Here is a 23,139-nt window from a genome sequence, read left to right as displayed (position 1 = left end):
TTAACATTGATTTTTTATTTATAATTTCCGCTTACTTGAAGAAGGAATCATAAGCTCTTCCCTATATTTTGATATAGTTCTTCTTGCAATATGAATACCCTTCTCTTTAAGCCTAGTAACAATATCCATGTCACTTAAGGGGGTTTTTTTATTCTCTTCAAGTACCAGCAACTTAATAAGCTCTTTCACAGATGTAGATGAAACATCTTGACCTCCTGATGCCTCTAGACTAGAAGAAAAAAAGAACTTTAGTTCAAAAATACCTCTACTCGTTTGTATATATTTTTGATTTACAGTTCTACTAATTGTTGACTCATGAACACCCATACTACTCGAAACCATTTTCATCGTCATTGGCTTCAGATAAGAATACCCCTTTCTAAAAAAACCTTCCTGATATTGAACAATAAAATTTGCCGTTGCCAAGATCGTCTTTTTTCTTTGTTCAATGGCTTGAATAATTTCGGTGGCTTTCATAATTTTTGTTTTAATATAGTTCATTTCCTCTGAGCCACACTCTGTACTTTTCATTAATCCTTTATAAAAGGTGTTAATTTTAAGTAATGGAACTAATTCATCAATAAACTCTACTATATATTTACCATCTCTCTCATTAACGATCAACTCAGGTATAACATAGTTCATTGTATGCCCTGAAAATTGTATTCCTGGCTTTGGATTTAAATCTCTTAAAACTTGATGTAAACTTATAACCTGCTCTTCTTTAATAGAAATCCTTTTAGCAATCTCCTTATAGCGATGCTCAGCCAATAAATCAAGATGCCCTTCAATGATCATTTTCAATTCAGGATTCATTATATTTCTTCTTTTTAACTGCAATAGCAAACATTCTTTTAGATTTCTTGCACCTATACCTGCTGGTTCTAAATTCTGAACAAGCTTTAATGCTTTTACAACTCTTTTTAAGGGTGCACCTATTGATATTCCAACTTCCGAAAGATTTTCTTCAAAATAACCCTTATCATCTATGCATTGAATAATATACTCTGCAATCTTTCTGGATAAACAATCTATCTTAATTTCACCTAGCTGTGAAATCAAATACTGCCTTAGAGATATAGGCGCTTCCGTATATTCAGTATAATCTATTGAAGCTTGATCAGCGTCATTAAAATTCGCATATGTCTTTTCATTGTTTAGACGACAATATTCAGCATGTTTTTCTATCCAATCATTCTTTTGATCACTCTCTAGTAGCGGATTTTCATTTAATACCTCCCCAATATATTGGCATAATTCAATGCTACACATATGCAATAGTTTCAGTTCTTCTATCATTTTAGGGGTAAGTGTCAAGCGCTGATTTTGTATTAGCTGATTTCCTTGAGAAGTATTCATTATCCCACCTACTTGATTGTTATATAAGTATTAGTACTCCGGTAATTATTATTTAAGGAATCTTTACCAGTCAATTTTTCTTTAACTCAATATGTATACTCTTCTTAATGAAATCATCAATTAGCTTATCAAGCCTCTTACTTATTACAAGAATCTGATTCTTGTCACCTGATGAAACTGACTCATTAAAATCCAGTTTAAGTTGCACTAATTTTTTCATGATAATCCTCCATCAATATTTTTTTTACTAATGCCATTATTATAAACAACATTTATGAAGTTTATATGTAGATAAATAATTATCACCAAAGCTATGACAAAATATATGGATTGTTAACCCATTTCCATTTAATTGTACCTACTAAGAATAAAAGTGAAGATGTTGTATGAAACTATAAACCAAGGCGATGTAAGATGTGGAAGGATTTATGGTTTGGGGCTAAAGAGCTCCCGTTTTGGGCTTTTTCTATAAGAGCAATACTGCTATATATAGCACTTATTATTACTACAAGATATATGAGACAGCGGCAATTGTCGATACTTTCAGGTCACAACTACCTTGTAGCAGCAGGGATTGCAAGTTTAGCAGCAGTACGTATGGTAAATGCGGAAGTACGGCAGATGTTTACTGAAATGAGAGATGGAAAAATGCAGCAGGTTACTCAGCTATAGCAGGACTTAAAAAAATTATATCAGGACAATAATTTAAAAACATACTCATTATTTCAAATTAACGGATAAAGTTATTATTTTTTTTAAATACTAATATATGTTATTACTTGTAGCAAATAACTGTATCTATTTAGAAATTTATTAGAAGGGAGGTATTATTTTGACATCAAAACAAGATATTCAACAATGCATTGATGATTGCACCAATGCAGCTAACATGATTCGTTCATCAGCAAACGCTATCCCAAAATCAAATATTAGAGAAATGCTCACTTTGGGAGCTGGTCATATTGAGATGTGTATACGTCAATGTGAAAATGTTTCAATGCAATAAAACAATATGTCTTTAAAATCTTTTAAAAAGGAGATCTCCTGTCATGGCAACTAGTGCAGTAAATGATATTCAAACTTGTATGCAAAACTGTGAACAAACGGTCAAAAAGCTTAATACTATGTCTGAACAATCGACAAATCCTCAAGAAAAAATGATGTTAAGAGAAGGCTCTCATCATCTAAAATTATGTATTGAGGAATGTCAATATTCGATTCAAGAACTACAAAATCCATCAATGTCGTAAACTACAATACTTAAAAGTGATCTTGAAATATCTAAGATCACTTTTTTGTTTGATTTTAGAAGGATTACTTTCTTGGCTTTGCTCCTTTTTGTTATCGGAAATATTTTTCCCTTTGTTCGAATTTGTATTTTCTGTAATTTGTTTGTCTTGATTGTTTTTCACAGTATAGATTGCAATAATAACAAGCACTGCTGCAAATACCCAAATAATCAAATTTTTTCTTATATTTATTCTCCATTCCATAAAAGGTTATGGAATTCAAAACGCGACTCAATATATTAACTTTATTGCTAAATACCATAACTCCTATCATAATGACAATCATGCCACTAAAGATTGATATGATTGGAAGATACTGCGAAACTTTACAAAAGCACTTCCTTATTGTAATACAATTAGGGATTATTATCTTTACGTATAAGCAACTGGAGAAGTATCATGGTTAGAACTAAAAAAGCAACTCAAGAGTTGCCTTTTAGTATCACATATTCATTTTATTTATAGCTTCTATTTACTTTTCTGACCTTGTTTATTACTTTGCTTGTTTAAATCGCAACAATCTAGCTTTTGTCCTTGGAAAGTATCAGCATTTGCCTTAGCTAGTTTCTCTAGAAATTTCTGTACCCATTTAACCATAAATAACACCGTCCTATTGTTATTTTTTTCTTCCTAACTTAATTATACTACTGTCTTATGTAGATTGTGTGTAGTTTACAAAATTGTGAAAGCAAGAAAAGACTCCCATCTTGATAACCTAACCTTTTTCTCATTAAATTCATTTTCTTAAATCGACAGACCCAACTTCATCTAACGTAAATCCCTCACTTTACATATCGTTTTGATCTTTTGTTCTATTGTCATAAATACATCAACAAGCGTTCCATCAAATTGTAATCCTTTATTTAATAAAATTTCATTAATTGCTATCTCGTGAGAAAGTCCATTCCTATAAGGTCGATTTGAAGTCATTGCATCATATGTATCAGCTATAGCTATTATCCGTGCTCCTAGCGGAATATTCTCACCATCGATGCCCGTAGGATAACCTCTACCATCATATCTTTCATGATGATAGCGAATGATAGGTAATCCTTCTTTCATAAAATCGATTGTTTTTAATATACTAACTCCTATCTCTGGATGTTGCTTTATTTTGTCATATTCTTCATTGGTAAGTTTTTCATTTTTATTTAATATATAATCGGGTATGCCAATCTTACCAATATCATGAAATAATGCTGCACACTCTAAGTCTGTAAGATTTTCTTCCAAAAACCCCAACGCTTTACCAATTTCAAGCGATATTTCTGCCACTCTTGTTGAATGTCCTGCAGTATACTGATCCCGAGCATCAACCGCATTAGAAAGAGCAACTACAGTATTCTTATATGAACCATTAAGCTTCTTATAGGATTCTTCAAGCTTTATTTTCTTTTCATTTAGTTCTTTGTTTTGGTTCACTAATGTTTTTGATGCATTATGAATGATCTTCATGAGTAATAAGAATAATATTAAAAGTCCTAAAAAAAGAGTTTTATATATAATAGACTTCAACATATTAATATGTGTACTTATTTCTTCATAAGGAACTATTATTTTATATACACCAATTATCTTTTGTCCATATGTAACTGCTGTATATATGTTAAATACCTCTTTTCTTTCTAAGTTCTCTCCTGCGATTTCCAGCTTGTACGGTTTTGTAATAATATATGATTCCCCTAATTTTGAATTCAGAATTTTATCTACATTAGTATCTTTAACAACTTTTTCTTCGTTCAATAAACCACCACTAGATAGAATTACAGTTTCTTCGCTATTTATAATAGTTATTGAAATCATTTTGTAATAATCTCTTGCATTGTTCATGCTTTTTATAATACTGTCTCTTTTTGAACTCTCAATAATACCCTTGAAGTCCGATTCGCTAAGACTATCTTTAACTATATTGTCTACAACAAAATATGAAATATCCTTAAAATTAGCAAGTTTATCTTCTTTTATATGGTCAGATATAAAATAGGATAACACTATACCAGTTATTATAAATGCAATAAGGCTATATATTGAAAAAGATTTTATTAATGATTTTTTTTTCATGACTCACCTACAATACTTTGAATATAGTAATTTAACAAAGATTACAAATTTTCTATTTCTTATTATTTTACAATTTAACTTTATCTACACTTTAAAATATCGAATCAATTCATTTAGGTTTTCAGTCATAGTAAGTAGTGGTGCGGAGACTGCACTAATTTCTTCTATTGTGGCGATTTGTTCACCAATATTTCCATTAATGTTCTGAGCAGATAATGATACATCTTTTGAATTAACTACAGCGCTTTCCATATGTATTGAGCTTTCCTCTGCTAAGCTTGCTTGAGCCTTCGATTGACCTGCAATTTTTTGAATCTTATCCGCTAAAAATCCTATACTTTCTAATATTGCAGATAGATTTGTATCGGCAACTACAGTTGCATGATTACCTTCTGATACTTTACGTTCTGTAATTAGCATATTTTGGACAGCAATACCTGTTTTATTTTGCACCTCAATAATTGTATTTTCTATATTCTTTGCCGCCAAAGAACTTTCTTCAGCTAATTTTCTTACTTCTTCAGCAACCACCGAGAAACCACGTCCCTGTTCTCCTGCTCTTGCCGCTTCAATTGCAGCATTAAGTGCTAACATATTGGTTTGTTCAGCTATATTTTTAATAATTGTAATGATACTACCGATTTTCTCAGATAGAACTTTAAGATCATCAATGGTAACCTGTACTTCTTTAGTAGATTTTTCAATATCTTTCGTATTAACCACCAGTATTTCTACGGATTGTCTACCTCTATTTGCTGATTCTATTAAGATTTGTGAATCGTTTTGTGCTTCTCTAGTCAACTTAGATATCTCTCCTGAGCTTACCGCAATACGCTTAATATTATCACTTATACTTTCTACCGAAGTAACAACATTTTCTATTCTATTCGTAATAGTTCCTATAGAACTTCCAATTTCTGACATAACTTCATTAGATTCTTCTGTTGCTACATTAAGTTGTTCCGTGCTCTCTTCTAGACCATGAGAAGTAGTGCTAATTTCTGATACAATCTTACGGAGCTCACTACCAGTACTATTCAAAGCATTGATTAGCATACCTATTTCATCATTTGTTATCTCAATGTCTATCTTATTTCCCAGCTGACCTTTTGATATATTTTCAGCAAACAGGACTGATTTTTTTAATGGTTTGATAACCGAAGCAGCTATATTAACCATAATTAAAATCCCCGAAACTATAGCAAATGCAATAATGCCAATAAACAAAATGAAAGATTTATTAAAAATAGTATTACTATTTTGAAAGCTCTCTCTAGCTTCATCAATTTCATGTTGTGAAAGTTCAGATATGGCTTTATCTAATTCTCCAAAAGCTTCTGTGGTTTTCTTTGATAATATTAATGCTTCATCTTGGTTACCTTTAATACTTGTATCAATGACATCACTTTGTATAACTTTTAGTTCTTTTACTTTATTAATCAAACCTTCTATTACAGTAGTATTTCCTTCGTCCTTCATTAGCTCCATATAGGTGTTAAGATTTTGAATTATACCTTCAGAATAAGTCTTATCAAAATGCATTACATGTTCCATTTTTTCCTCTTCTGATGTGGCTAACAATACATTTTTCTCTGCCCGCTGTACCATAATGATATTGTATTGAACTTCTTTTACGTAATACAATCCCATTAATTGATTATTAAACATAGCTTCCACTTTCGTATTGATTTTACTCATTTCATAGAGACCAAATGATCCAAGTAAAACCATGATTATCATGATAGCAGTAAAACCAATAACTAACTTTTGCTTAAACCCCATTAAATGCACCTCCCTTAGTTGATCATTATTATAGCATGTAGACTTTATTTATTAAATATGTTTACTCATATTCTTATTCAATACGCATACTAAATGGTACATAATATTAACTCTCTATAAACTTGAAACAGCATTAATTTAATGCCACCTTTAACTCTCATTTAGTATCGTAGCACTCATTATATATCACCTACCTGAACCCCTTCAATAGACTCTTTGATTAGCCTCTTTACCATTCCCCTAGTGAAACTGGAATTGATGTACTTAAATTTGATATAATGTGTTTCTAAATCTACGTTCAATTCTTTTATACCCTGTACCTGGCTTAAAGTACTAATAACATTCATGACACATCTATGGCATAACATATTTACCTGTTTTAATATGATAGTTTGAGTTTTCATGTTAATCCTCCGTTGTTTTATTCAATTATATCAAGTCTTTTTGTAGATTTTGTGAAGAATTAGTTTTAGTTTGAAAAAAACCTGACATTACTGTCAGGTTTCATCGATCTTGAATTAATTAACGCATTCCCATACCACCCATTTTACCTTGCATTTTATTCATCATTCCCATGTCATTTTGCATTGTACCATTCATATTGCCTTGCACTTGCATATTGCCTTGCATTTGCATATTCCCTTGCATTTGAACATTACCTTGCATATTCATTCCACTATTATTTCCAATACTTGTATTATCATATTGTGGATTCATTTGCATACCGTTCATTTGTACGCCGTTCGATTGATATGCATTACCCATGTAACCATAACCAAAGCTTCTGTTGAACTGACCAACACCCCATAAAACACCAAATATTAGAATTATTCCAACAAGCGAAACGATTGCTAATTTAAACCAAGTATTGTCAAGTGAACTAGTATTATTCATATACTTCGACCTCCTTTAATGTCTGACTTTTTTCAATTTCTTGCCCACAGTAAGGACATACTTTCCAATCCTTATGTTGTTGTTTGCCACATAATGTGCAGGTTTCTTTTATTACAATTATCTTTTGATTGTTAAAAGTACCCTTTATTGTCTTTACATCCTCTTCATTAAGCAAATACCTTGTAACTGCTACTAAGATACCAACGACTAACCCTACAATAAAAAGTACAAATAGAATTTTGATTAATAACAATAGTATTAAAGATATTGTACCTGCACTTCCATAACTAGCTCCTGAACCCATATACATATAACCACCTCCACTAGTGACTGAACCTGAGAATAATGTATTGATAAGATACAAACCGAAGATAATTATAATAAGACCTATCAATAGTTTTAAAATTGATTTATTATTCGTTGTACTCATACCTATGCCTCCTTACTTCTTTTTACCTAAACACTCATATCAAATCTTTTACCTGCGATTTCATTCGGAATACGTTCCAAAACTGCATCTGCTTGTTGCTTAACTTCAATTCGTTCCTTCTGCTTTTGTTGATTCTCATGCATTCCTTTCATTCCACAATTCTTCATCATGCTTCCTGAACCTGATACACCTTGCATTCCTGACATATACATTCCTCCTAATTTTATTCTAGAGATTTTTTGTTCTCACAATAGTATAGCGCAAGAAGTATGCCAACATAAATATTCCTTAAAACTGTAAGTTCTATTATATTCAATGAAAGATGTGTTCAAAATCCAACACTCAACTGTTGGATTTTGAACACATCTTCCAAATAACCATTCGCTTGTTTCATACAAAGTATCTTCACATAATTTTATATTTTTCAATTCTATAAATTAACGCATGTCTAGATATACCTAAAAGCTTTGCTGCATGTGTTTGATTACCTTTTGCCATTTCAATTGCCTGTCTTACAAAGCTCTCTTCAACTACTTCAAGAGAAATCCCCTCATCTGGCAAAATAAAATCATCCTTTTTAGAATACGCCCCTTTAATGACTTCCTTCGGCAGGATTGGCACTGTAATTTCCCCATCTAAAGCTAAAATAACTAAACGTTCAATAATATTTTCAAGTTCTCTTATATTACCCGGATAATTATATTGCATTAATATGGCTAGCGCATCTTCTGCAATCTTAACATGCCCTTTATTCATCTCCATAGCATATTTATCAATAAAGAATTCCACCAACAATGAAATATCTTCTTTTCTTTCCGATAGGGCAGGAATTTCTATAGGTATAATTTTAAGTCGATAAAGAAGATCCTCTCTAAATTTACCCTCAACAACTTGTTTTTCAAGATCCCTATTGGTTGCCGATATAATCCTTATATCAGCCTTTATAACTTCAGTTCCTCCCACTCTTTCAAATTCTCTTTCCTGTAGGACTCTTAGTATTTTTACTTGAAGCGATAAAGGTAGTTCTCCTATTTCATCTAAAAAAAGTGTCCCACCTTGTGCCCTATCAAACCTACCAAGCTTTCGATTCGAAGCCCCAGTAAAGGCACCTTTTTCATAACCAAAAAGCTCACTTTCAAGTAAAGTTTCTGGAATTGCACCACAATTTACAGTAATATAAGGTTTATCCCGCCTTGCGCTTTTATTGTGAAGGGCATGAGCAATAAGTTCCTTTCCCGTACCAGTTTCTCCAGTAATAAGAACAGTTGCATTCGTATCTGCTACCTTATCAATCATTTCAAATATATCCTGCATACGTTTACTGCTTCCAATAATTCTTTTGTCATATGCTTCTATAACCTGTTTCTTCAAGTACTCTATTGTATTGTTTAATTCTTCAATATTTAATGCCTTTCTTATTGCCAGCTTAAGCTCTTCAATGTCAAATGGCTTTGAAATATAATCAATAGCCCCAAGCTTCATTGCCTCAACAGCTGCATCTGTACTTCCATGAGCTGTAACCATAATAACAGGCACCTTATCATTAATGGTTTTGATTCTTCTTAAAACCTCCATGCCATCTATATCTGGCATACGATAGTCAAGGATCACCATATCCGGCTCTTGATCAATAAAGAATTCAAAAGCTTCTTCTCCATTTGAAGCCTCAATAACGTTAAATCCATCACTCTTTAAATTTTTCCCAAGAATCCAGCGCATGTTTTTTTCATCATCTGCAATCAGAATTTTCTTCATTATTCGTCATTCCTCCTAGTAGGAAGTGTAATTTCAAAGCTTGTCCCCAGACCTTCTTTACTAGATACGCTAATTGTTCCGTTATGTTCTTCAATAATCCTATTCACAATTGCTAGGCCAAGACCAGTACCCTCCGCCTTAGTTGTATAAAATGGATTGAAGATTTTTTCAATATTGGATTCAGAAATACCAATTCCAGTATCCTCAAAAGATATTTTAACAAATAGTTCATATGTATTAGTTGTGGATATGATAAGGTCACCGCCGTGTGGCATAGCCTGTACAGCATTAAAAATAATATTAACAAAAGCCTGCTTTAAAAGCTCCTTATCAATTACTGCAAATGTATCCTCTGCGTGATTATGCTGTATTTTCACTCCATGCTGCAGGATATATTTATTTGCAACTGTTAAAACATCCTCAAGAACAGTATCTACAGAAAATAATTGTTTTTCATCCTTTGGAGGCCTACCAAATTCCATTAAAGCCTTAATAACCTTGTTGGTTCTCTCTATCTCTTCATCAATTATATCAAGTTGTTTTACGGCCTCATGATTATCCTTAAATTCTTTTTTCATTGTTTGTTCAATAGCCTTAATGATACCAAGTGGATTTCTTATTTCATGGGCTACTCCAGTTGATAACTCTCCAAGAGCTGCTAGTTTCTCATTACGCAACAAATCCTTATGAAGCTTCTTAATATCTGTAATGTCATCTATAATAATAACCAAACCCTTTTTTATGTTTTCAAAGCTTAATGGATATACACTTATCCTTATGTCTATATCTTTTTCGTTTATTGTAAAAGCAACCTCTATATTTTCATTTGCCTCACTATCTAAAAAAGCATTCAAAATGCTATCCTTGATACTTTCACAGCAAGAAAAAGCTTCTGTAAAATGTTGTCCAATACACTCACAACCAACCCCCATTATACTCTGAGCACCTTGATTTGCGATTGTAATTAGCATATCATTATTTACTACGATTACACCGCTTTTTATACTCTCGATAATGCTATTTGTGTAGTTTTCGAGTATTAAATGTCGTTTAAGCTCGTCATCAAACTTAATCATATTTAAATTCTTCTTTTCGACAAGTGTCCCTGTTATAATACCAACAGTAAAAAACATCAAAATATCTAAAAAATCATTGATTGTCTGGATATTAAAAGTGTAGAGTGTAAGCAGTATAAAAGGAGAATAAATCAAGCTTACTACCAACGATGCAGCTACACCACCTCTAAACCCAAAATTTAATGCAGCGAGTATAATAGGAATAAAGTACAAAAGCCTGAAAATATTCTTAACAGGCAGATCCCCATCGCTTCCAAAATAAAGAAGTAGGCTTAAAATAATTATTAGTAACAAAATAAAACTTTTCATGCCTAATCTTTTTTTCATATTATTCACTCTTTCCAACAGAGTTCTCACAGTACGGACAAAATACCCATGCTGCATCTATTGTCTCTCCACAGGATACGCATTTCCTTTTTAAGGTTTCTTTACAGATTGGGCACACATTAAAACTCTTCTCAACTACATTATTACAACTAGGACATCTTTTATCATTACCTGCAAAAAAGCTAAATCTATTTCTGTCTTTATATATAAAAAAGTAATAGCTTGCTAACGCCGTTAGTACAAGCAAAAATAATGTCATATGTATCACCCTTTCTTATTATTTATTGTGTTACCACACACAGGACAAATTCGCCACTGATCACTTTCAATTTCCTTACCACACTTAAGACATTTGCGAAGATTTGCTTGTGGATTTAATAATTCAAAAAGCAAAAATCCAGCAATTATAACTGCAATTATAAGGATCCATCGATAATCAACTATGTAATTCGTATTTTGATACATCCTCCAATGCATTCCCATACCAATCGAATAGTTGTTTTGCATTTGATAGGGCGCAATTACATAGTTATATATTAATATAAGCCCTAATGCCGTCAGTAAAATATACAAAATTGGTTTTCTATTATTCATAAAGATTCCTCCATATCATTCTTTTACAATTATAATGCGCAAGAATCATGCCAGTATGATTGGTATTAGCGTTACTGTTCAATGCACTGTAACCTTGGCTACAGTGCATCATTTTCATTTCATATTGATAAACAACTTAATATTTGGTAGTATAAATATACCTACATTGATTTAACCTTCAAGGTTTCTCTTTATTCTCATATATTCATCTTCGGTAATTTCACCTTTTGCATAACGCTCTTTTAAAAATTCAATTGGTTTATTATCGTTGGAATTATTGGTAATCTGATTTGTATACCCTGAAGTATTAGATGTATTGATAGTTCCAATTCTAAATATAAATACACCGGCTAATACTAGTAATGTTATTAATAATAACGGAACAAAAAACATAAGACATTCCTCCTTTTTCCTTTATTGTAAACCAACAATATGTAGATTTTATGAAGAATTCTTCGTTTTAACAATGTCAAATTAGTAGTTTAAAACCACCTTTTGATTTAGTGTATTTATTCAGACTTATTTGTAGTATTTGTCGGATTAGGGATGTAATTGGGGATGTAATTGGGTATATAATCTGTGTAAATATCTTTTTGCATCATTCCTCCTACGGCGTGATGTAATTCATATTAATATTTTACATTTCTAAAACAAAATCTAAATACTAAAAAGGCTATAACCTAACATCATCTAACCCTCTAAAACAAATTGTTTTAGAGGGTTTTTACATGATGCTGTTCTAGCCCAGCTCTTATTAGAAATTAGAATTATATCAATAGCACTCTACGTTAGCATTCGTTTGGTTCGCTAACCTTTTACATTTACATCATTGGCATGCTCATGCTACCACCGCTGTTGCTACCTCCACCATTACTTGGTGCCATATTGGTCATATTACTGTTTTGTTGCTGCATATTATTCATGTTGTTCATCATATTCATCATGCTATCCATCTTATTCATCATACTATCCATCATCATTCCAGCGTTACTGGTGTCTTGTGGCATTGAACTCATGTTATTTTGTGCTGGCATTGAACTCATGTTGTTTTGTGCTGGCATATTACCTTGCATATTACTCATTTGTTGTTGTTGCATTTGGGATAGTTGTTGTTGCATTTGATTTAATTGTTGTTGCATCATCACTTGATCATTAGTAGCTCCATTCATATTGCCCTGCACCTGCATATTCCCCATTGGTGTAGCAACATTCATACCACCTTGAACTTGTGCACCCTGTTGTTGTTGGTGATTAGTAGCTCCTCCTGTACCATTTGTTGAAACAAAACCAAGAACAATTACACTTACAATAATACCTACAAAAGAAAATACCGCTAGTTTAATCCATCCATTGTTATTCATAAAATATCCTCCATTCAAATTTTTAATATTATTGGTTGTAGCTTTTTCTAAAACTATTGTTGGAGCAATTACCTTGCTTTTTTTAATCACTCCTTTTTTTGGTGTGGTTCTGGTCATTAGGAAATTCACAAATCCCCACACCGCAAAGCCAGAGCCCATAAACAAAAGCGCTAATAGAATAAACATATACATCTGACTTATAGACCCAAGCGCATTCACCTTAAATCACCTCTTTATTTTTTCCAAATGATCGCTAATACGATTGATCCTCCAATTAGGAATGGCAAAAGCAAAAATATAATAGCTGTTGTAATAAAATTTAATTTTACAATTACTTGCGCTTGATTCTGATGATGTTTTAACATCTCGCTCATATCACCCATCTGATTTTCTTGCTTAGGATTTCCTAGTAAATCATAGAGGGTGATGTTTGATAGGTGCATTTGCTTCATCATACTACCCATACTCGTATTCATCATTTGTGCTTTTGGTTCTGTTGGAGAACTCCATAACAAAAACAATGTAATTAACGTAAACCCAGCGAAGATAAAGGTTAGCCCCCAGAAATTAAGCTTCTTTTTATCAAACATTTTTATCATCCCTCCGCTGCGACCACCTTATTGCAAAACCCGCTAACACACTTAATAATATTATTGAAACGATTATGTAAGCAGAAAATTCTACGACAAACTTAAGTGTAGCATTGCTTTCGAATCCCATTGCGACTCCCATTAATGACCTATCCATTGCATTCATAAAGCCTTCTTGGAACCTCATCACTTCGCTTTCAGTTGGTCCTGGCTTAAATAATGAAATCAGCACCCCTGAAGCTAGGAAGAAGAAGAATGTCGACATGAACCATATAAATATTTTAAACCAGATCTTTTGCATCATATGATCACCGCCTATCCCTGCTTAAGCTTACCCTGACGAGTTGGCCATTTTAGTGCATGGCATTTCTTATAAATATGCCAGATTACGCTTGCAAGAGCTATATAGGATATATATTCATGTATAGCAAGTGCAAAAGCGACAAACGTCAAATCAAATTCTATACATATCCATATTAAAGCACCTGTTATAATTAAGATCAAAGAAATAATAAAAGTAAACAATTGATATCCAGTTCCGCCAATGATCATCCATGCTGATTTTTTATTATCATTTTTAATATTTCTCCAAATTTCATAAAAAATCGATATTAAGGTTAAAAGTACAAATATTACTGCGAAAACACGGTGGGTATAATCGGCTGTAGCATAATTAAAATCCACAAGCCATCCATTTTTTGCACCAACCATACCAAACCCACTCAGTGCTAGGAGTGACCATACTATTGCGTAGAGCCAATGCATAACAAAATCAAATCGTAGGTTCACTATAGCACACCTCCCTTAAACCACATGGCTCTATTCTTCTGTTACTGTTGTTTTACTTTCACTAGCTAACTTAACTTTTTCTTCTCCACAACTTGGACAACACTTCCATTCTTTTTTCAGCTCTGTACCACATGAGCTACATAAAGTTGTTGTTACATTTTTTGTTGTTGATGCTTCTATGATTTGTCCATTGTTCTTTGGGAAGTTTCTAAATATGTACATCGCTAATCCTACAATAAAACCGGTAACGGATACAAACAGTAATAATTTTACTAAAAATGCTAGCAACCCATATAAACCAAAATTATAACCATTGCCCATCATGCTATAACCATTGTAGTTTCCATTCATCATATTGTTCATATCATTACTATTCATACCGTAGAAATTTCCGTTCCCATTCATTCCACCAAATAAACTTAGAACTAGTCCAATAGCAACGATTGCTAGAATTATAATACCTAAAGTTTTTAAAATTGAATCTTTATTTAAGTTTTCCATAATTATTTTTTCTCCTTTTAAAAGATATTCTGCAAGTTTTATTAAGGCGATAAAGATTACAACCACCAGTGCTATTAAAAATAACTTGAATGCTATTAGAAGAATATAGGACAATGTGTTTTCTAAAGAGTAACCACCACCCATCATACCTCCCATTTCTCCACCATCCATAGAGCTTCCATAATTTCGTCCGAACAGGATATTAAATGCAAACCCAAACCCTAGAATACCTAAAATGATAATTGTTACGGCTTTTAATAATGGATCATTCTTTATGGCTTCCCACATACTATCTTCCTCCTTTATAGTGTTTCACCATGTTGTTGATCTACCGTAGGCGATACTTTAGGTGCTTTAAATAGACTCATAATGAAACCAAAAATTCCTAAGATCAGGCCAATAACAAATATAATTAGAATAATATTTACAACGCTTGAGATGTTTATATTGTCAAATATTCCGCCCAAAAATCCTGTGGTTGTTACCGTAGAATTAGTTGTATCTGTTAGGCTATTATGAGCACTGTTCGTAGTGTCCTCAATAGTTGTAGAATTCGCTGTATTAGCTGCATTCATCATACTTGCATTATTAATATAAACCTGAGTAGTATTTGCAAGATAAATAGATTGATTCGTTAATTCATTATCGAGTAAATTCATTAATGCTACACCTTCTGCTAACTTAAATACGCTCTGATGAATATTTTCCATTCTTTCTTTATCATAAACAAATCCGTCTGAAGATATGTAAGGGTTGATATTAACGAGTTTGGCTGATTCTTCTAAATAACCCATCGCTTGGTTCAAACTTGCTTTATTTTGTACTGTTAAATTATATTGATTCGTAAGATCTTGAATAGGATTTTGGGTATTAATATTAGCAAATGCTGCTTGGTCTATAAGTTTATCACTTAGTTGGTCTAATAATGCCATTCCAACAGCCATACTAAATAAGCCCGAATGTAATTGCTCCATTTTGTTTGAATCATAAGCTAATCCCATATTTTGCATAGTTGTATCTGCAGCCGTTACTGCTTGTTGTGTTATGGATTGGCTAGTATTACTTGTAGCGTCTGTACCCTGTTGCATATTTCCCATATCCATTTGCATATCCGCTTGATTATCCGCATCATTAGCTGCATACGGGTCCAATGTCATATATTTTAGAGCATCTTTAAAACTAGTTCTTATCTTATCTAAGTTCTCTTTATTCTTTAGTGTTGTAGTTAAGCTAGTTGAAACTGGCTGCTCCTTATTCATTTGCATCGATCCCATTGAGGTATCTTGCTGAACGTTTTCTTGTGAGGTTGTGTTACTATTACTTGTTTTATTTGCTTCATCAAATGCCTGCTGATTAGTTTGATTCATATTAAGATAGGTGTAACCGATAAATCCTATTCCACCAATTATTACTATAACTAATAAAAATACAAACAGCCTACTAAAAAACTTTTTCATCGTCTTCACTCCTTCGACTTCTATAATTCATTACATAGTTCCTTCTCCCAACGTAGGATAAATAGTTAGCAAATACCAAAGCCTGCTGTTATTTATATTAAAAGAACTGCTATAACTGTTTGATGTAATTATTTTTTTACTCATAGAATGACCTCCTTTCTGCAAATGCTTTGTTTCTATGGTGTTATTCTACAAATGTTATGTGGAGTTTTTATGAAGATTCAACATAATATTTATTTAACCGAATGGAAGAAGTGGGGGTGGGGGCCCCCACTGATGTGCAAGCGAAGCTTGCATTCGATTACGAAACCGTAGCGAATGCGGAGGTTTTGTAACATTGACTTGATATTAGTAATAAAAACTCCTACATACCTCATTAATGAAGCGTGTAGGAGTTTATTGTTATGGGTTTATTATTACTTCATATGTTTTGGTAATACCACAACAAACTGAGAACCAACATTTATTTCACTTTGAACACTTATTTCTCCCATATGAGCTTCCACGATGGCTTTGACAATTGTAAGACCAATTCCCGCTCCACCAGTCAATCTATTTCTAGATTTATCTACTCTATAAAATCGCTCAAATACATATGGAAGGTCCTTCACAGAAATACCCTGTCCGTTATCCTTAACAACAATTTCCACATGATCCCTCTTGCTTTTTACAGTGATTTCAACCCTTCCACTTTCTTGGGTATATTTTAGGGCATTAGACAGAAGATTCACGATAACTTGACTTACTTTATCTTGATCAGCATAAAGAAACTCTTTACGTTCAATGAAAGCAACTTCAATACTCTTACTAATAAATTGGCTTTCAAAGTTTTGTAGTATTCGGCTTATTATCTTAGAAATATCAAATTCTGTTTTATCTAATGTTAGATTTTCATTTTCATACTTTTCAAGTTTCCCAAGATTATCAACTAACCTGCCGATTCTCATTATCTCTTCATGACAACTATTTAGTCTTTTGGCATCTGGTTCCCATATGCCATCAATCATAGCTTCCATATGACCTTGTAACGTTGCTATTGGTGTTCTTAGTTCATGAGCCACATCTGCAGTTAATCTTTTTCTTAAAGACTCCTGTGTTCCTAAAGTTTCCGCAAGGTGATTGACCGTTTCTGTAAGTTGACTCATTTCCTTAGTATTCGGATTTTCATGTATTCGATTATTAAAAAAGCCTTTAGAAATCATTTCCGCAGTATTAATCACTTTTGCAATTGGTGTACTCAGTCTTCTTGCCATGAAGAAACCTAACACAAGAGCAAAAATCAACGAAAAAATACCAACAACGATAAATAGTCGATTCATTCTACTTATAAAATCCATATCATTATCATTTAAGAAAAAAGGTCCATAATATCCAATATCTATACTACCAACTGTATTTGCTTCATAAAGAATTGGGTAAATCTTTTCTACATACCCGCCCTTTAAGCTTGGATAACTATTTTCCATATTACTTGCCATTTTCTTAAGGATTTCTTCACACATTCCATTGTTATGGACAGTTGCATCCCAAATCATTTTGCCATTTTTATCTTTTATCTTAATAATTAATCCATTTTCAATTGCAGCAATACCAATGCTTTCAATTAAATCCATATTCCAGTTATTATTAGCTTGGTATTGCTGTGTTATCGTAGCTACCACTGATTTGTTTTCTTGTTCTAGATTATTTTTAATATAGGATTGAAATTGTTTATCCACGAGATAGTTTGTAAGAAAGCTTATTAGGGCGACGCAAATTAACGCAACAAGAATGTATGATAATGAAAGCTTCGTTCTTAAACTATATTTCATTTTTCTCACCACCAAATCTATAACCAACTCCATGTACTGTTAAGATATAGTTAGGTGTTTTAGGATCTACTTCTACTTTTGATCTCAAGTTTTTTATATGTGTATCTACTGTTCGATCATAGCCGTCGAAATCCTCACCCATTGCCATAAAAATTAACTCTTCTCTTGTAAATGTCTTTTTCGGATATTTGATCATTGTTAACAAAATTCTATATTCCTTTGGTGTCAGGTTAACAACATTTCCATTCTTTCTAACCTCTCGTTGCATACAATCAACAATAAGATGGTTGTTATTATAGGAAATTAAGTCGGCTAGAAGTAGCGGATCATCAGTGGTTCTTCTAAGAAGTGCCGATACTCTTGCGATTAATTGCTTTGGACTAAATGGCTTGGTAACATAATCATCCGCTCCAAAAGCAAGCCCTTGTAAAATATCCTCTTCCTCAACTTTCGCTGTCACCATAATAATCGGAACTCTTGATTGCTTTCTAAGCATTTTGCAAATGTCCTCACCGGTTATATCTGGAAGCATTAAATCTAACACAACAAGAGCAGGCGATACTCTTTCGAATGTTTCAAGTGCTTGTTTACCGTTATAAGCTGTATATACGTCATAACCTGCATGTTCCAAGTAAGATTTTACAACCTCAACTATTTTTTCTTCATCGTCAACAACCAATATTTTATTTGCACAAGTATTCATTCATTTTGTCCTCCGTCAATAAATCAGCTCGTCATAATCAAAAATACTATTTTTTCCAGTTTGCAAATAGATAAGTGTTTTGCTCTAAAAAGTCATTGGATATAGTTATATAAGTGCCATCATCAGTTTTGTTTTCTGCCATAATAGGTACTGGGTTACAACCACCTTTGATAATTTCAACTTGGTCCGCTTTAAATCTATTTCCACAGTTTTGGCATACAAGTTCATCGCCTTCTTGAACGTAATAGCCTCTACCTGAATCATAGCAAACTTGACAGGTATTTAGAGCAGTCCTAATTGTTTTGTCACTTGCTACAAAGGCTAATACTTCCATATTTATCCCATTTACTTCATACGGATAAAACTTCGCTTGGTCAGTTACTTCGCTTTTTAGAATTTTCAAAACATTTCCGGAAGTTTCAGATGTTTCAGATGTTTGAAAGCTTTCCACATTATCGCCGTCCTTATTAAGAAGGAATATAACGATAAGAGCGACTAAAGCCGTTGCAATTAAGCCACCAATCTTTAATATCTTTTGGTTTTGTTTATTCGTCTTGTATGTTTTATTTGCCATTTTATTTGCACCTCGATTTTGTTTGATGTGTATATTGTAGCAATAAGATATGAAGAATATATGAAGCAAGTAGAAAGGATACAAGTATAAATCCATATTCTAGATTATTACACTACAACATAAGCTATGTTTTTTTCCAATAATTCTGGGAATATCAAAAAAAAGCTTCATCAACAAAGCTTTTTTAGACAAATGTAATTTCCAAAACTCAACATACTCCATTTATAACAAAAGCTTAAATTTTTCAAATGTTCCCCTTTTTATTGCAATGCCTTTATATAAATAGCCTGTTAACTTACTCATATCTTTACTCGTGAATTCCTCTATAAAATCAAATTTAAAATTATTCCGTTCAATAACGTCCTTCATATCACGATTCAAATTACATCCCCCCGAAACAACTTTATAAAGTGGATTCAATCGATGTTGCAGATTGCGTAGCTTTTTGTTCGAGCTTAGTCCATGTTCTAAAAAAATTAACTTTCCATCTGGTTTCAAAACCCTATATATTTCTTTTAAAGCTGAGTCAATATTTTCAATACTACAAAAAGTAAACGTACTAACTATACTATCAAAGCTTTTATCCTCAAAAGGAAGTATTTCTGCGTTTAATAATTTTAAATTGACATTTATTTTTGAATGTTTTACTCTTTTTTGTGCCAATGAATTCATGCCTTCGTTATTATCTATTACTGTGATCTCCTTAACCCAAGCTGGATAGTAAGAAAGGTTAAGACCTGTGCCAAAACCGATTTCTAAAATTTCCCCTATTACATGTGATAAAATTTCTTTTCGATATTGAGATACACGAGAAGTTGAAAGTATTTTATCAACGATTCGTGGATAAAGATAATTTGAGTAATATCCCATTCTTTAATCTCCTTTACGCTTTTATTTTCTGTCATTATACTAGTATTGCCTTTGCTTGCTGATATGTATTACAACTTGTAAAAATACTTATTTAATTATCAAACTATTAATCAGAACATATGAATGTTCGTTCATATGTTCTGATTGTATACTAATAGGGTAATTATGTCAACTCTCTATATAAACTATTTGTTTACATGACAAAACATCCTCTTTAATATGCCTAGTATCATAAAGGATGTTCTTCTCATTTACATGCAATACTTTTGACTGCTTTTCCTCATCATTTGTTTTATCATATTACCAAATAAAACAATTAAATAGTATTGTAGCTTTTTATATTGATTTCTAGATACTACATACTTCCCCCATACCTCAACACTTCGTTGAAATAGTCCCAATTGATATATTCATTGGCCTCCATCTCAATTTGTGTCTTTGTGCCTTTTTTGATATCATAAACGTTCCAAAGCTTTTGGTTGTTTTTTTCAGTATAAAAAACATAGTGATTGTAGAAGTTACCATTTTCGTAGCCTTGTTCCACCACTTTTTCGATATCTGTACCCCTTATTCCCACCTTATAGACGTAAGTGTAAGCATCCTCCGTTTTTGTTACATAGAGATTGGTTTCATCACAACCCATATAGGTATAGTTAATATCCTCTAATAAAGGTTTTACTTCTGAGGAAAGCAGATTATACGTATAATATCCTTTCAGATAATCATAGAAAACCAACAGTGTATCGTCACCACCCAGTAAATCAGACGCATGATAACTCCCTTTTAATTCTGTAGATATATTGTTTTTGCGATCATATTTTTTTATTTTCCCATCACCCTTTTGATCCGTGTTCAAATAATAGAACTGGTTCTCCAATACAAGAAAATCATAGTATCCCAATGCAGTTGAGGTCGGTGTTGCTTCAATATCATAAAACTCCCCTGTTTTTAGATTTAGATAAGAAATATAACCACCATAGTAATTATTTCCGTAAAACAAATCATTGCCATCAATACAATAATTTGTCAAGGAATCCTTGACTATCCATTTGATTTTCCTGCTTTCATTGTGAATTGCATAAAGATATCCTGTGCTTTTCCAGGTCCAGTTGTAATAATAGACCCAACCGTCAATACTATATTTTCCTACCACCTTTTCTTCCTCTAAATTTCTGATTAAAAGGCTATTGCCACCTTCATCTTGAACAAGCTGGTAAATAATACCATCCTCAAGGAGTACTTCAGTTCCGAAATGACTACAAAACGAATGAAAGAGTAGCGAATCCTTATCATCATCCACATCAAATAGTAGCGTCCCACCCATTGTTAGCGTGACAAAAAGTCCTTCATCGCTCTGCACAAGATTTTTCACTGGATATTCTGATAACCTAATCTCTTTATGTGTTTTTAGATCTAATTTATATAATCTGGCCCCATCATTCAAATTCTGGTAATATAAATTATTGTTATAGATTTCATATTCATTTGGCGTATGTTCAAGTAATTTTTCATTTTGATCTTGTGTCAAAGACATTCTATAGAGCTTATTTTTATCCTGACTATTTAAATAATATAGATAATCCCCATCTCGTTTCAAACCATACCCATGCTTCTTTAACTGCAAATCTTGCTGGCTTTCCTTATCATATTTCCAAATTCCAAAGTTGTCTTCCATAACCGTATAGTAAATTGCTTGCCGATCCATGGTATAATCGAATATTGACTTCTTTATAAAAATATCGGGGTTCGTCCAGTTCGTGTCTGCTTGAAAAAGTTGATTTTTATTGTCTGCGTTTATGTAATAAACATGTTCTTTCTCTACTTGAACTTGACAGACTTTATCCTTTATAGATAGATCACTATTACTAAGCGCTGCTTGCTTGTCAAAATTTTTAGCATGAAATGCACTTAGGTTTACCCCAACTAATCCATCATATAAAGCACCATATACTCGATCGCCAATTTTAAATATTTGGCTATTACTTTGGTTCACATACAAAACTTGGATATTTTCTAAGTTCATATCCATTTTATAAACAGCACTACCCTCTGACCAAAGATAAATCCATTGATCATCACAATATATTTTAGAACTGGTAGCATCCTCTCTCTTAACTAGTACTTGTTCTGGTGCACTAAGATTAACCTTCAAGATGGTGCCATATTCGGGAATGTAATATAGCATATCTCCGGTTATATGAAACCATTCTATGTATCTTTTAGTTGTTAAAATATTCTTTTTATTACCACTTTCATATTGTATTACTTGTACTTGAGGAACTTCATAGCTGTTTAATATATAGTAAACAATACCATTTACCACTTGATATTCACTAATATCACCACTATCAATTTTGGTGCAATGATTGGTGGCAATATCCAGTACAAATAATCCATTGTCATTTTCCATTGTTGCTATAAAATATAACTTGTTATCGTTGAAACTCAACCTATCAATGTTGATTATATTTGGGATTAAAAGTCTCAATTGATCGTTTTTGTCAATGGCATATAATGCTGATGAATCATCAAAAAAATACACCTCTCCATTTTCTGCAAACAACAATCCATGATCTGAATTATATTTAAGATACTCTTGGTATCCGTTGAATTTATCAGTACCCATCTGCTTCCCATTAAAATGTTTGATTTCAGACCCATCCTTTTTCAGCAAACAATCAGCTTGGTTAAAATCTAAGTTGGTAAATAGTAGCCACTCCTTTGGATTTTCGACTTCTTGATAAAATTGTATGCTTCTAATACCTTCAATACCTCCGTACTGCTTCAAAATCGTTTCTGTTTGCTCCTGTGAAATGTGATTCATATCTTGTTGATAAACAGTCTCACTTTTGCAACTAGATATTAAAATTGCAACCAGAATGATCAAACACCCCTGTCTCCACCTCATCTTTATAC

General features: G+C 32.5%; 26 protein-coding genes and 1 pseudogene. 2 read left to right on the top strand and 25 right to left on the bottom strand.

The genetic code is table 11. The features are described from left to right. Nucleotides 1-18: 18 nt before the first annotated feature. Entirely contained in the window at nucleotides 19-1,359 is a 1,341-nt protein-coding gene (rpoN, locus tag CVU84_10295) for an RNA polymerase sigma-54 factor (protein PKM94451.1), read from the bottom strand. Between the two features lie 432 nt (nucleotides 1,360-1,791). On the opposite strand from rpoN, the pseudogene CVU84_10290 reads away from it, so the two are divergent. After that, nucleotides 1,792-1,971: pseudogene (locus CVU84_10290) on the top strand (DUF421 domain-containing protein). Nucleotides 1,972-2,408: 437 nt separating this feature from the next. After that, nucleotides 2,409-2,609: a hypothetical protein gene (locus CVU84_10285; GenBank protein PKM94450.1), complete on the top strand. Its 201-nt coding sequence runs from the start codon at nucleotides 2,409-2,411 to the stop codon at nucleotides 2,607-2,609. Here the strand turns inward: CVU84_10285 and CVU84_10280 are convergent. From CVU84_10280 to CVU84_10165, 24 genes are all read right to left on the bottom strand, one after another. Then, nucleotides 2,598-2,822: a hypothetical protein gene (locus tag CVU84_10280; GenBank protein ID PKM94449.1), complete on the bottom strand. Its 225-nt coding sequence runs from the start codon at nucleotides 2,820-2,822 to the stop codon at nucleotides 2,598-2,600. The two genes, CVU84_10285 and CVU84_10280, sit on opposite strands and share 12 nt — an antisense overlap. A gap of 294 nt (nucleotides 2,823-3,116) precedes the next feature. Further along, nucleotides 3,117-3,245, bottom strand: a complete 129-nt coding sequence (locus CVU84_10275) for a hypothetical protein (protein ID PKM94448.1) — start codon at nucleotides 3,243-3,245, stop codon at nucleotides 3,117-3,119. 171 nt (nucleotides 3,246-3,416) lie between these two features. Next, complete coding sequence (locus CVU84_10270; protein PKM94447.1) at nucleotides 3,417-4,709, bottom strand: hypothetical protein; 1,293 nt, start codon at nucleotides 4,707-4,709, stop codon at nucleotides 3,417-3,419. 84 nt (nucleotides 4,710-4,793) lie between these two features. Continuing rightward, nucleotides 4,794-6,491 carry a hypothetical protein gene (locus CVU84_10265; GenBank protein PKM94446.1) on the bottom strand — a complete coding sequence of 566 codons (1,698 nt, stop codon included), beginning with the start codon at nucleotides 6,489-6,491 and terminating at the stop codon, nucleotides 4,794-4,796. A 179-nt stretch (nucleotides 6,492-6,670) separates the two neighbouring features. Continuing rightward, nucleotides 6,671-6,895 (bottom strand): copper resistance protein CopZ, encoded by a 225-nt coding sequence (locus tag CVU84_10260; GenBank protein ID PKM94445.1) that lies wholly within the window; start codon nucleotides 6,893-6,895, stop codon nucleotides 6,671-6,673. Between the two features lie 118 nt (nucleotides 6,896-7,013). Continuing rightward, a complete protein-coding gene (locus CVU84_10255; GenBank protein PKM94444.1) occupies nucleotides 7,014-7,385 on the bottom strand; it encodes a hypothetical protein in 372 nt (123 codons plus the stop codon). Beyond that, on the bottom strand, nucleotides 7,378-7,815 hold the full coding sequence (locus CVU84_10250; GenBank protein PKM94443.1) for a hypothetical protein: 438 nt from the start codon (nucleotides 7,813-7,815) through the stop codon (nucleotides 7,378-7,380). The genes CVU84_10255 and CVU84_10250 overlap by 8 nt, the downstream gene beginning before the upstream one ends. Before the next feature lie 26 nt (nucleotides 7,816-7,841). Next, a complete protein-coding gene (locus CVU84_10245) occupies nucleotides 7,842-8,021 on the bottom strand; it encodes a hypothetical protein (protein PKM94442.1) in 180 nt (59 codons plus the stop codon). A gap of 199 nt (nucleotides 8,022-8,220) precedes the next feature. Beyond that, the gene (locus CVU84_10240; protein PKM94441.1) at nucleotides 8,221-9,570 is read right to left on the bottom strand and encodes a two-component system response regulator; all 1,350 of its coding nucleotides are present in this window, start codon (nucleotides 9,568-9,570) and stop codon (nucleotides 8,221-8,223) included. After that, a complete protein-coding gene (locus tag CVU84_10235) occupies nucleotides 9,570-11,030 on the bottom strand; it encodes a hypothetical protein (GenBank protein PKM94440.1) in 1,461 nt (486 codons plus the stop codon). Before CVU84_10235 ends, CVU84_10240 begins: the two co-directional genes overlap by 1 nt. Continuing rightward, nucleotides 10,975-11,232, bottom strand: a complete 258-nt coding sequence (locus CVU84_10230; protein ID PKM94439.1) for a hypothetical protein — start codon at nucleotides 11,230-11,232, stop codon at nucleotides 10,975-10,977. Before CVU84_10230 ends, CVU84_10235 begins: the two co-directional genes overlap by 56 nt. 5 nt (nucleotides 11,233-11,237) lie before the next feature. After that, the gene (locus CVU84_10225; GenBank protein PKM94438.1) at nucleotides 11,238-11,567 is read right to left on the bottom strand and encodes a hypothetical protein; all 330 of its coding nucleotides are present in this window, start codon (nucleotides 11,565-11,567) and stop codon (nucleotides 11,238-11,240) included. Nucleotides 11,568-11,738: 171 nt separating this feature from the next. After that, nucleotides 11,739-11,960, bottom strand: coding sequence for a hypothetical protein (locus CVU84_10220; GenBank protein PKM94437.1), 222 nt, complete (start codon nucleotides 11,958-11,960; stop codon nucleotides 11,739-11,741). A 428-nt stretch (nucleotides 11,961-12,388) separates the two neighbouring features. Further along, nucleotides 12,389-13,147: a hypothetical protein gene (locus CVU84_10215; GenBank protein PKM94436.1), complete on the bottom strand. Its 759-nt coding sequence runs from the start codon at nucleotides 13,145-13,147 to the stop codon at nucleotides 12,389-12,391. 14 nt (nucleotides 13,148-13,161) lie between these two features. Beyond that, entirely contained in the window at nucleotides 13,162-13,527 is a 366-nt protein-coding gene (locus tag CVU84_10210; protein PKM94435.1) for a hypothetical protein, read from the bottom strand. Further along, nucleotides 13,511-13,822, bottom strand: a complete 312-nt coding sequence (locus CVU84_10205) for a hypothetical protein (GenBank protein ID PKM94434.1) — start codon at nucleotides 13,820-13,822, stop codon at nucleotides 13,511-13,513. The genes CVU84_10210 and CVU84_10205 overlap by 17 nt, the downstream gene beginning before the upstream one ends. Nucleotides 13,823-13,833: 11 nt before the next feature. Then, nucleotides 13,834-14,307 (bottom strand): hypothetical protein, encoded by a 474-nt coding sequence (locus CVU84_10200; protein PKM94433.1) that lies wholly within the window; start codon nucleotides 14,305-14,307, stop codon nucleotides 13,834-13,836. 30 nt (nucleotides 14,308-14,337) lie between these two features. Further along, nucleotides 14,338-15,096: a hypothetical protein gene (locus tag CVU84_10195; protein ID PKM94432.1), complete on the bottom strand. Its 759-nt coding sequence runs from the start codon at nucleotides 15,094-15,096 to the stop codon at nucleotides 14,338-14,340. A 14-nt stretch (nucleotides 15,097-15,110) separates the two neighbouring features. Continuing rightward, complete coding sequence (locus tag CVU84_10190; protein PKM94431.1) at nucleotides 15,111-16,265, bottom strand: hypothetical protein; 1,155 nt, start codon at nucleotides 16,263-16,265, stop codon at nucleotides 15,111-15,113. 416 nt (nucleotides 16,266-16,681) lie between these two features. After that, on the bottom strand, nucleotides 16,682-18,076 hold the full coding sequence (locus CVU84_10185; GenBank protein PKM94430.1) for a two-component sensor histidine kinase: 1,395 nt from the start codon (nucleotides 18,074-18,076) through the stop codon (nucleotides 16,682-16,684). Then, on the bottom strand, nucleotides 18,066-18,779 hold the full coding sequence (locus CVU84_10180) for a DNA-binding response regulator (protein ID PKM94429.1): 714 nt from the start codon (nucleotides 18,777-18,779) through the stop codon (nucleotides 18,066-18,068). Before CVU84_10180 ends, CVU84_10185 begins: the two co-directional genes overlap by 11 nt. Before the next feature lie 46 nt (nucleotides 18,780-18,825). Continuing rightward, a complete protein-coding gene (locus CVU84_10175) occupies nucleotides 18,826-19,353 on the bottom strand; it encodes a DUF2318 domain-containing protein (GenBank protein ID PKM94428.1) in 528 nt (175 codons plus the stop codon). A 222-nt stretch (nucleotides 19,354-19,575) separates the two neighbouring features. Beyond that, nucleotides 19,576-20,223 (bottom strand): SAM-dependent methyltransferase, encoded by a 648-nt coding sequence (locus tag CVU84_10170; GenBank protein ID PKM94427.1) that lies wholly within the window; start codon nucleotides 20,221-20,223, stop codon nucleotides 19,576-19,578. A gap of 355 nt (nucleotides 20,224-20,578) precedes the next feature. Then, the gene (locus CVU84_10165) at nucleotides 20,579-23,131 is read right to left on the bottom strand and encodes a hypothetical protein (GenBank protein ID PKM94426.1); all 2,553 of its coding nucleotides are present in this window, start codon (nucleotides 23,129-23,131) and stop codon (nucleotides 20,579-20,581) included. Nucleotides 23,132-23,139: the final 8 nt, after the last annotated feature.

Source organism: Firmicutes bacterium HGW-Firmicutes-1, assembly GCA_002841625.1.
GTDB lineage: Bacteria > Bacillota > Clostridia > Lachnospirales > Vallitaleaceae > HGW-1.
The sequence above is the reverse complement of the archived record's forward strand: the minus strand, read 5'-3'. Positions and strand labels throughout refer to the sequence as shown.

What these genes read in the sequence shown, in the direction of transcription:
- CVU84_10170 (PKM94427.1), bottom strand. Translation starts at nt 20,223, where the DNA reads ATGGGATATTACTCAAATTATCTTTATCCACGAATCGTTGATAAAATA.
- CVU84_10270 (PKM94447.1), bottom strand. Translation starts at nt 4,709, where the DNA reads ATGAAAAAAAAATCATTAATAAAATCTTTTTCAATATATAGCCTTATT.
- CVU84_10180 (PKM94429.1), bottom strand. Translation starts at nt 18,779, where the DNA reads ATGAATACTTGTGCAAATAAAATATTGGTTGTTGACGATGAAGAAAAA.
- CVU84_10235 (PKM94440.1), bottom strand. Translation starts at nt 11,030, where the DNA reads ATGCAGCATGGGTATTTTGTCCGTACTGTGAGAACTCTGTTGGAAAGA.
- CVU84_10185 (PKM94430.1), bottom strand. Translation starts at nt 18,076, where the DNA reads ATGAAATATAGTTTAAGAACGAAGCTTTCATTATCATACATTCTTGTT.
- CVU84_10220 (PKM94437.1), bottom strand. Translation starts at nt 11,960, where the DNA reads ATGTTTTTTGTTCCGTTATTATTAATAACATTACTAGTATTAGCCGGT.
- CVU84_10240 (PKM94441.1), bottom strand. Translation starts at nt 9,570, where the DNA reads ATGAAGAAAATTCTGATTGCAGATGATGAAAAAAACATGCGCTGGATT.
- CVU84_10230 (PKM94439.1), bottom strand. Translation starts at nt 11,232, where the DNA reads ATGACATTATTTTTGCTTGTACTAACGGCGTTAGCAAGCTATTACTTT.
- CVU84_10250 (PKM94443.1), bottom strand. Translation starts at nt 7,815, where the DNA reads ATGAGTACAACGAATAATAAATCAATTTTAAAACTATTGATAGGTCTT.
- CVU84_10275 (PKM94448.1), bottom strand. Translation starts at nt 3,245, where the DNA reads ATGGTTAAATGGGTACAGAAATTTCTAGAGAAACTAGCTAAGGCAAAT.
- CVU84_10175 (PKM94428.1), bottom strand. Translation starts at nt 19,353, where the DNA reads ATGGCAAATAAAACATACAAGACGAATAAACAAAACCAAAAGATATTA.
- CVU84_10205 (PKM94434.1), bottom strand. Translation starts at nt 13,822, where the DNA reads ATGATGCAAAAGATCTGGTTTAAAATATTTATATGGTTCATGTCGACA.
- CVU84_10195 (PKM94432.1), bottom strand. Translation starts at nt 15,096, where the DNA reads ATGTGGGAAGCCATAAAGAATGATCCATTATTAAAAGCCGTAACAATT.
- CVU84_10225 (PKM94438.1), bottom strand. Translation starts at nt 11,567, where the DNA reads ATGAATAATAGAAAACCAATTTTGTATATTTTACTGACGGCATTAGGG.
- CVU84_10210 (PKM94435.1), bottom strand. Translation starts at nt 13,527, where the DNA reads ATGATAAAAATGTTTGATAAAAAGAAGCTTAATTTCTGGGGGCTAACC.
- CVU84_10260 (PKM94445.1), bottom strand. Translation starts at nt 6,895, where the DNA reads ATGAAAACTCAAACTATCATATTAAAACAGGTAAATATGTTATGCCAT.
- CVU84_10285 (PKM94450.1), top strand. Translation starts at nt 2,409, where the DNA reads ATGGCAACTAGTGCAGTAAATGATATTCAAACTTGTATGCAAAACTGT.
- CVU84_10165 (PKM94426.1), bottom strand. Translation starts at nt 23,131, where the DNA reads ATGAGGTGGAGACAGGGGTGTTTGATCATTCTGGTTGCAATTTTAATA.
- CVU84_10245 (PKM94442.1), bottom strand. Translation starts at nt 8,021, where the DNA reads ATGTCAGGAATGCAAGGTGTATCAGGTTCAGGAAGCATGATGAAGAAT.
- CVU84_10255 (PKM94444.1), bottom strand. Translation starts at nt 7,385, where the DNA reads ATGAATAATACTAGTTCACTTGACAATACTTGGTTTAAATTAGCAATC.
- rpoN (PKM94451.1), bottom strand. Translation starts at nt 1,359, where the DNA reads ATGAATACTTCTCAAGGAAATCAGCTAATACAAAATCAGCGCTTGACA.
- CVU84_10265 (PKM94446.1), bottom strand. Translation starts at nt 6,491, where the DNA reads ATGGGGTTTAAGCAAAAGTTAGTTATTGGTTTTACTGCTATCATGATA.
- CVU84_10190 (PKM94431.1), bottom strand. Translation starts at nt 16,265, where the DNA reads ATGAAAAAGTTTTTTAGTAGGCTGTTTGTATTTTTATTAGTTATAGTA.